The following is an 8872-nucleotide window of genomic DNA, read 5'->3' on the forward strand; positions in this document are numbered from 1 at the left end:
TGCCACATGTCCACCGAGAAGATCGCTAGGGCGGACCAGATGCAGCCGAACGCGACGGCGTGGGCCCGGGTAAACCGCTCTCCGTAGAGGAACACCGCCAGGACGAACGCCAGGCTCGGCGACAGGTACTGGCACAGCCCGAGGACGGAGTAGGGGAGCTTCCGGGCCGCGCTGGCGAACCAGATCAGCGGCACGGACGTCACCACCCCCGCGAGGACGAGGAGCGCCGCGATCCCGAGGCCCGCCGTGCCGAACGCCCCCGTCCCACGCGCTCCCAGGACCAGCAGGAAACCCAGCGCCAGGGGCGCGAGGAGCGCCGTCTCGATCAGGAGGCCTCCCATCGAATCCACCCGGACGGTCTTGCGCAGCAGACCGTAAAAGGCGAACGTGAACGCCACGACCAGGGAGATCCACTGCACGACGCCGTAGCTCAGGGCCAGGTGCAGCGTCCCCGCGGCCGCGAGCAGGACCGACACCGTCTGGAGCCGGGTCAGACGCTCGCGCAGGAACACCATGCCGAGCACCACGTTGACCAGGGGGTTGATGTAGTAGCCGAGGCTCGTCTCGAGGATCCGGTCGTGGGTCACGCCGAAGATGAACGTGAACCAGTTGGTGGCGACGAGGGTCGCGCTGAGCGCCAGGGTCAGGATCGTCCGCCGGGAGCGGAGTGCTGCGCGGACCTGCCCCCAATTCCCGAAAAGAGAGATCAGGACCGCGACGAGGGGGACCGACCAGACGACGCGGTGCGCCAGGATCTCGAGGGGAGGGACGCTGCGGACCGCCTTGAAGTAGAGCGGCACGAGCCCCCAGAAGCCGTAGGCGAGGAGGGCGAGGAGGAGCCCCCGCCGCGTCTCGGAGCGATCGTCCACGTGCCTCCGCGCGCCGGGCCGGGCCCCGCCCAAACGAAAGGGCGGGCCGAGCGGCCCGCCCTCTCAGGATATCGCTCGAACCCCTCCGGTCAGGCCTGCTCGGTCTCGATTCGCATTCGGTAGAACGACCGCCAGACGAAGACGATCGAGATCAGGAGGAAGACCGCGCCGAGGGACCGCCCCAAGACTGGCCCTTGCCTCGCGGTCAAGGAGACGGCCAGCTCCACCGCGAGCAGACCGAACAGGGTGGTGAACTTGATCACGGGATTCATGGCCACCGAGGAGGTGTCCTTGAAGGGGTCGCCCACCGTGTCGCCGACCACCGTGGCGGCGTGGAGCGCCGTGCCCTTCTCCTTGAGGTCGGTCTCCACGATCTTCTTCGCGTTGTCCCACGCGGCGCCGGCGTTCGCCATGAAGATCGCCTGGTAGAGACCGAACAGCGCGATCGAGATCAGGTACCCGATGAAGTAGAACGGCTCGAAGAAGCCGAACGCCAGGGTGCCGAAGAAGACCGCAAGGAAGATGTTGAGCATCCCTTTCTGGGCGTACTGGGTGCAGATCTCGACGACCTTCTTGCTGTCCTGCACCGAGGCCTTCTGGGACGACCCCTCGAGCTTGATGTTCTGCTTGATGAACTGCACGGCCCGGTAGGCGCCGGTCGTCACCGCTTGGGTCGAGGCGCCGGTGAACCAGTAGATCATCGCGCCGCCGGTCACGAGGCCCAGGAGGAACGGCGCGTGGAGGAGCGATAGCTTGTCCAGGTTCTCCGTGAGGCCGTGGGTCAGCACCACGATGATCGAGAAGATCATGGTGGTGGCGCCGGTCACCGCGGTGCCGATCAAGACCGGCTTCGCCGTCGCCTTGAACGTGTTCCCCGCGCCGTCGTTCTCCTCGAGGAGCCCCTTGGCGTTCTCGAAGTCCGGGTCGAACCCGAACGACTTCTTGATCTCCTGCTTCACGTTCGGGATCTGCTCGATGACCGACAGCTCGTAGACCGACTGGGCGTTGTCGGTGACCGGCCCGTAGGAGTCCACCGCGATGGTCACCGGCCCCATCCCGAGGAAGCCGAACGCGACCAGGCCGAACGCGAACACCGCCGGTGCGCCCATGATCGCCGCGAGCCCCGTCGTGCTCACCAGGAACGCGACGGTCATGAGCGTCAGGATGCTCATGCCGAGCCAGTAGGCGGCGAAATTCCCGGCCACGAAGCCGGACAGGATCGTGAGTGACGCGCCTCCTTCGCGGGCGGACTTGACGACCTCCTTGACGTGCCGCGAGTTCGTCGACGTGAAGGCCTTCACCAGCTCCGGGATCACGGCGCCGGCCAGCGTCCCGCACGTGATGATCGTGGAGAGCTTCCACCACAGCGACGGGTCGTTGTTGAGGTTCCCGATCAGAAGAAACGACACCGCGTAGGTCAGCGCCAGCGAGACCACCGATGTCAGCCAGACCAGGACGGTGAGCGGGTGCTCGAAGTTCATCTTGGTCGCCGCGCCGTGCCGCGCCCTCGTGATCGCGTCGTTGAGCAGGTACGACCCACCCGAGGCGATGATCATCATCACGCGCATCACGAAGATCCAGACCAGGAGCTGCACCTGGATCAGCGCGCTCGGCACCGCCAGGAGGATGAACGAGATCAGCGCGACGCCGGTGACGCCGTAGGTCTCGAACCCGTCGGCGGTGGGCCCCACGGAGTCGCCCGCGTTGTCGCCGGTGCAATCGGCGATCACTCCCGGGTTCCTGGCGTCGTCCTCCTTGATGTTGAACACGATCTTCATCAGGTCGGAGCCGATGTCGGCGATCTTGGTGAAGATGCCGCCGGCGATCCTGAGCGCCGCGGCACCCAGCGACTCGCCCACCGCGAACCCGATGAAGCAGGGGCCGGCGTAGTCCCGCGGAACGAACAGGAGGATGCACAGCATCATCAGGAGCTCGACGCTGATCAGCGCCATGCCGATGCTCATCCCGGCCCGGAGCGGGATCGAGTGGAGCGGGTAGACCTTCCCCTTGAGGCTCGCGAACGCCGTCCGGGAGTTGGCGTAGGTGTTGATCCTGATCCCGAACCAGGCCACGCCGTAGCTGCCGCCGATCCCGATCAGGCTGAAGAGCAGGATCACCGCGACCTTCACCAGGTCGAAGTGCTGGAGGAGGCCGTAGTAGAGGGCGATGATCGTCCCGATGAACACCCAGAGGAGCAGGATGAACTTCCCCTGGGTCACGAGGTACGTCTTGCAGGTCTCGTAGATCAGCTCCGAGATCTCCCGCATCGCCTCGTGGACCGGCATGTTCCGGATCTGCGCCATGATCAGGAGGCCGAAGAGCAGTCCCGCCAGGCAGACCAGGAGGCCGAAGAGGAGGAGCGTGTGCCCGTCGGTCCCGAGGAACTGGGCCTGGGAGAGGTCCGGGAGCACGAGGCTGGCTTCTCCTCCGGCGTGGGTGGCGCCGCCCGCGGGCGGCTCCGCCGCCGCGGCGCCCGAGAGCGCCAGTGCGAGCACGACGATCGAGGGGAGCGCGGCCATGAGGAGCCGCGGCATCTTGGTGTTACGCGCGTGGGTCGTGATGAACGTCATGGGCATCCTCTCGAGGCAATGTTCTTCCGTGCTGTGGACGCGCAACGCGCCCCGCGGACCGACCGCCCTCGGTTCTATCGGCCGCGAACCGACCCCGCTTTATAACAAAAGGGACTCGACCTGTCGAGGATTGCGGGAGACGGCGTACTGTAGACTTGCCGGGCCCGCTCAAGCGGGCGCGGCTCGGGAGGGAGACATCGATGCGGAGACGGCGGCTCGGGAGGACGGGGATCGAGGTCTCGGAGGTCGGCTTCGGCGCCTGGGGGATCGGCGGCTCGATGTGGCTCGGCGTCGACGACGAGGAGGGGAAGGCGGCCCTCCGCGAGGCGCTGGAGCTCGGCGTGAGCTTCGTGGATACCGCGCTCGCGTACGGGGACGGGCACAGCGAGAGGGTGATCGCGGCGGTCCTCGAGGAGCCCGGTCGCCGGGACCAGGTGGCTGTCGCGACGAAGATCCCCCCCAAGGACTACGTCTGGCCGGGGAAGGAGGCGACCCCGTTCCGCGACGTGTTCCCGGCGGCGTGGGTGGTGAAGTGCGTCGAGGAGTCTCTCGGGAATCTCCGCGCCGAGGCCCTGCACCTCGAGCAATTCCACGTGTGGCACGACGCCTGGCTCGCGTCCCCGGAGTGGGACAAGACCCGGACTGCGATGGAGCGGCTCACGCGTGAGGGCAAGGTCCTGCACTGGGGAATCTCGATCAACGACCATGCTCCGGGGACGGCCCTCACGGTCCTGTCCGACCCGCTCCTCGAGTCGGCCCAGGTGATCTACAACGTCTTCGACCGCTCGCCGGAGCGCGAGCTGTTCGCGCTCGCGAGGGAAAAGGACCTCGGGATCATCGTCCGGGTGCCGTTCGACGAGGGGGCGCTCACCGGCGCGGTCCGGCCGGACACGGAGTTCCCGCCGAGGGACTGGCGGCACCGCTACTTCCGCGGGGAAAGGAAGGCGGAGGCGGCGCGGCGGGCCGACGCTCTCAAGGCCCTGCTGGGGGAGGAGGCGAAGACCCTGCCCGAGCTGGCGCTCCGCTTCGTGCTGTCGCGCCCCGAGGTCTCGACCGTGATCCCGGGGATGCGGCGCCCCGGTCACGCGAGGGCGAACGCGTCCGTGTCCGACGGCCGGGGACTCACGCCATCGCTCCTGGCGCGCCTTACGCCCCACGCCTGGGAGAAGAACTGGTACTAGAAGGGGCGTCGTGGTCGCAGCCGCCATCATCTTCGCGCTGACGTATCTCCTCCTGGGGCTCCAGAGGCTCCCGAGGCTTCACATCGGCCGGCCCGCAGGAGCCCTCCTCGGCGCCGTGGCCATGGTCGCCTTCGGGGTGCTTGATTTCGGCGAGGCGAAGCGCGCCATCGATCTCGACACGATCCTCTTCCTCCTCGGGATGATGATCGTCCTCGCCTACATGAACCTCTCGGGGTTCTTCCAGGTGGTGGAGCGCCGCATCATCGGCCTCGCGAGGAGTCCGCGAGGGCTGCTCCTGTGGATCGTCGCGTCGTCGGGGGTCCTGTCGGCGCTGTTCATGAACGACACGGTCTGCCTGATGCTCGCACCCGTGGTGCTCCGCGTGACGAAGCGACTCGAGCTGCGACCGATCCCGTACCTGATCGCTCTCGCCACCGCCGCCAACATCGGCAGCGCCGCGACGCTGCTGGGGAACCCTCAGAACGCGCTGATCGCGGTGCGGTCGGGGATCCGACTGCTGCCGTTCGCGGCGTCGCTCGGACCGGTCTCGGCCGCGGGGCTCGTCGCGTGCGCCGCCGTGCTGTGCCGGCTCTACCGCCGGGAGGTGACCGGCCATCGGCTCACGGTCCCGCCTCCGCGGCAGCCGGCCGCGGTCCAGCGCTCCATGCTCGCCGCGAGCCTCGTCGCCGGCGCGGGGATGGTCGCGGCGCTCGCGATGGGGGTCGAGCCCGCCGCCGCGGCGATGAGCGCGGCGGCGGTCGTGATCCTCGCCGGCGCGACGCGGCCGCGCCGCGCGCTCCAGGAAGTGGACTGGAGCCTGCTCTTGCTCTTCTCGGGCCTCTTCATCGTCATGCGGGGGGTCGAGGAGGCGGGTCTCGCGCGATCGCTCGTGGCGGGGGTGGGGGCGCCGCTGGCGCGCGCGGGTGCTCTGGCCACCGCCCGGTTCGCGGCGGCGGTCACGCTCCTCTCGCAGCTTGTGAGCAACGTCCCGGCCGTGATGCTGTTCGTCCCGTCGCTCGAGCGCGTCCTTCCCGAGGCGGCCCGCCCGGCGTGGCTCGGCCTGGCCGCGTACTCGACCCTCGCCGGGAACCTGACGATCCTCGGGTCCGTCGCCAACCTGATCGTGTTCGAGACCGCCCGCCGCGACGGGGTCGAGGTCCGATTCCTCGAGTACCTGCGCGCCGGGGCGCCGATCACCCTCGGGACCCTGGCGATCGCGTGGGCCTGGCTGACGTTCGCCGCGGGTTGACCTCGGCGGGGCGGCGCGGATAGGATCGCGCGTCTCGGCCTCGGGGAGCGGGAGGGATCGCGGGAGGATGGCACCGGACGGACGATCCACCGAGACGCCGGCGCATCCCACGATCTCAGACCGCGGGCCCGGTGCGGGCCCCGACGGCCTCGTCCGCGAGCTTTCGCTCCTCGACTGCACGATGATCGTCGCCGGGTCCATGATCGGGTCCGGCATCTTCATCGTGTCCGCCGACATGGCCCGACTGATCGGGTCCCCCGGCTGGCTCCTCGTCGCCTGGCTCGTGACCGGGCTCCTGACCGTGGCCGCCGCGCTGTCCTACGGCGAGCTGGCGTCCATGATGCCCGAGGCGGGTGGCCAGTACGTGTACCTCCGGGAGGCGTACTCGCCGCTCTGGGGGTTCCTCTACGGCTGGGCGCTGTTCCTCGTGATCCAGACCGGTACCATCGCGGCGGTAGGGGTGGCGTTCGCCCGCTTCCTGGGCGTCCTCGTACCGTCGGTGTCGCCCGACGTGTGGATCGTGCCGCCCCTCAACCTCTCATCCCGCTACGCCGTGAGCCTGTCGTCCCAGCAGCTCGTGGGGATCGTCTCGATCCTGTTCCTCACGTGGACCAACACCCGCGGGATCCGCCTCGGGAAGCTGATCCAGAACTCCTTGACGTCGGTCAAGACCCTCGCGCTCGCCGCGGTGATCGTGCTCGGGCTCGCCCTGGGGCGCAACGCGGCGGCGATCGCGGCGAACTTCCACGACTTCTGGGGAACGCTCCGCGCGTCGACCCCCGTCCGCTCGGACTTCCCGTTCGTCCCCATCGTCTCCGCGGCCGGTGGGGCCTTCGGCCTGTTCGTCGCCTTCTGCGTCGCCCAGGTGGGGTCGCTCTTCTCCGCGGACGCCTGGAACAACGTGACGTTCACCGCCGGGGAGGTGAAATCGCCGCGGCGCACGGTTCCGCTGGCGATGGCCGCCGGCACCGGCCTCGTCACGCTCCTCTATTTTCTCGCGAACGTCTCGTATCTCACGGCGCTGCCGATCACGGCGATCCAGGGCGCCCCCGACGACCGCGTCGGGACCGCGTTCCTCGGCGTCGTGTTCGGGCCCTTAGGGGCGATCCTCATGGCCGGGGCGATCGTCGTCTCCACGTTCGGCTGCAACAACGGCCTGATCCTGGCCGGGGCGCGTGTGTACTACGCGATGGCGCGCGACCGGCTGTTCTTCAGGCCGGTGGGACGGCTCAACGCGCGGCACGTTCCGGCGGTCGGGTTGTGGTGGCAAGGGATCTGGGCCTCCCTGCTGATCCTCCCCAGGACGCGCCTCGGGCGCGAGCCTCTGGGGCCGGAGCGCTACGGCAACCTGTACGGCAACCTGCTCGACTACGTGGTGTTCTCGGTCCTGATCTTCTACGTCTTGACGCTCATCGGCCTGTTCGTCCTGAGGCGCCGTCGGCCGGACGCGGAGCGGCCCTACCGGGCGTTCGGCTACCCGGTCGTTCCCGCGCTCTACCTCGTGGCGGCGGCCGTGATCCTGCTCACGCTCGTGGCCTATCGGAGCCAGACGACCTGGCCCGGCCTTCTCATCGTCCTGAGCGGCGTCCCCGTGTACGCCCTATGGCGCGGAGCGCGGGCGAGGGGACGCGCGTAGAATCCGGAGTTCCCGCCCGCCGGTCCGGCCGGCCAAGGAGGTTCCGTCGGTGGCGAGCCAACTCTTCGCGAGAAAACCCCTCGAGATGCTGCTCGAGGAGATGAAGGGCGAGAACCGGCTGCGGCGGATCCTCGGGCCCGTTCAGCTGTCCAGCCTCGGGATCGGCGCGATCATCGGCGCCGGCATCTTCGTGCTGACGGGGAAGGCGGCCCACGACAACGCCGGCCCGGCGCTGATCCTCTCGTTCGTCGTCTCGGGGATCGGCTGCGTCTTCGCCGCGCTCTGCTACGCGGAGTTCGCGTCGATGGTTCCCGTGGCCGGCTCGGCGTACACCTACGCGTACGCGACCATGGGGGAGCTGTTCGCCTGGATCATCGGGTGGGACCTGGTGCTGGAGTACACGGTCACGTCGGCCACGGTGGCCAACAGCTGGTCCCACTACTTCCAGGACTTCCTGTCGGTCTTCGGCGTCAAGGTCCCACACGGCCTCGGGCTCAGCCCGTGGGATTACGACCAAACCGTCGGCAAGGTGATCTCCACCGGCTCGCACATCGACCTGCCCGCGATGATCATCACGGTGATCATCACGGCCGTCCTGGTCAAGGGGATCCGCGAGAGCGCGAGCTTCAACACGGTCATGGTGGCGGTGAAGCTCGCGGTGGTGCTCTTCGTGATCGCCGTGGGCGCCTTCTACGTCAACCCGGCGAACTGGCACCCGTTCGCGCCCTACGGCCTCACCGGCGTCAGCTTCTTCGGGAAATCGGTGTTCGGCCAGCACGATCCCTCCGGGAAGCCGCTGGGAATGCTCGCGGGGGCCGCGTTCGTCTTCTTCGCCTACATCGGGTTCGACTCGGTCTCGACCCACGCGGAGGAGGCCCGGCACCCGCACCGGGACGTCCCGATCGGCATCGTGTCCTCGCTCCTGATCTGCACGGTGCTCTACATCGCGGTCGCGGCGGTCCTGACCGGGATGGTGCCCTACGGGCAGATCAACATCAACTCGCCGGTCTCGAGCGCGTTCGGCTCGGTCGGCCTGCCGTGGGCCCAGGTCCTGATCGCGGTCGGGGCGCTGTTCGGCATCACGTCGGTCCTGCTCGTCATGATGCTCAGCCAGCCGCGGGTGCTCCTCGCCATCGCCCGCGACGGCCTCCTGCCGCAGAGCACCAGTATTCCGACGATCGTGCGAATACGCATCACGCCCTCCCTATCAATCTTTTGACCATGTCCGGGAGTTCGCCGAAGGCATCGACGACGGCGACCGCCCCGGCGGCCGTGAGCTCGGCGCTTTCGTGATAGCCCCAGGCGACGCCGATGGCGGGGACCCTGGCGCCTCGCGCCATTTCCATGTCGAAAACAGTGTCGCCGAT

General features: G+C 68.5%; 6 protein-coding genes. 4 read left to right on the forward strand and 2 right to left on the reverse strand.

What is annotated here, in order from left to right; genetic code table 11:
• Both rarD and LAO51_18765 read right to left on the reverse strand, forming a co-directional pair.
• On the reverse strand, window positions 1-869 hold an 869-nt coding region (gene rarD, locus LAO51_18760), incomplete at its 3' end, for an EamA family transporter RarD (GenBank protein MBZ5640783.1).
• 89 nt (window positions 870-958) lie between these two features.
• Window positions 959-3388, reverse strand: coding sequence for a sodium-translocating pyrophosphatase (locus LAO51_18765; protein MBZ5640784.1), 2430 nt, complete (start codon window positions 3386-3388; stop codon window positions 959-961).
• Between the two features lie 251 nt (window positions 3389-3639).
• Between LAO51_18765 and LAO51_18770 the strand changes: the two genes are divergently transcribed.
• The 4 genes from LAO51_18770 (at window position 3640) to LAO51_18785 (ending at window position 8724) form a co-directional block, all read left to right on the forward strand.
• Window positions 3640-4620 carry an aldo/keto reductase gene (locus tag LAO51_18770; GenBank protein MBZ5640785.1) on the forward strand — a complete coding sequence of 327 codons (981 nt, stop codon included), beginning with the start codon at window positions 3640-3642 and terminating at the stop codon, window positions 4618-4620.
• Window positions 4621-4630: 10 nt separating this feature from the next.
• Complete coding sequence (locus LAO51_18775; protein MBZ5640786.1) at window positions 4631-5869, forward strand: anion transporter; 1239 nt, start codon at window positions 4631-4633, stop codon at window positions 5867-5869.
• Window positions 5870-5936: 67 nt separating this feature from the next.
• Window positions 5937-7505: an amino acid permease gene (locus LAO51_18780; protein ID MBZ5640787.1), complete on the forward strand. Its 1569-nt coding sequence runs from the start codon at window positions 5937-5939 to the stop codon at window positions 7503-7505.
• Between the two features lie 85 nt (window positions 7506-7590).
• Window positions 7591-8724, forward strand: coding sequence for an amino acid permease (locus LAO51_18785; GenBank protein ID MBZ5640788.1), 1134 nt, complete (start codon window positions 7591-7593; stop codon window positions 8722-8724).
• Window positions 8725-8872: the final 148 nt, after the last annotated feature.

This window comes from Terriglobia bacterium, assembly GCA_020073205.1.
Classification (GTDB): Bacteria; Acidobacteriota; Polarisedimenticolia; order Polarisedimenticolales; family JAIQFR01; genus JAIQFR01.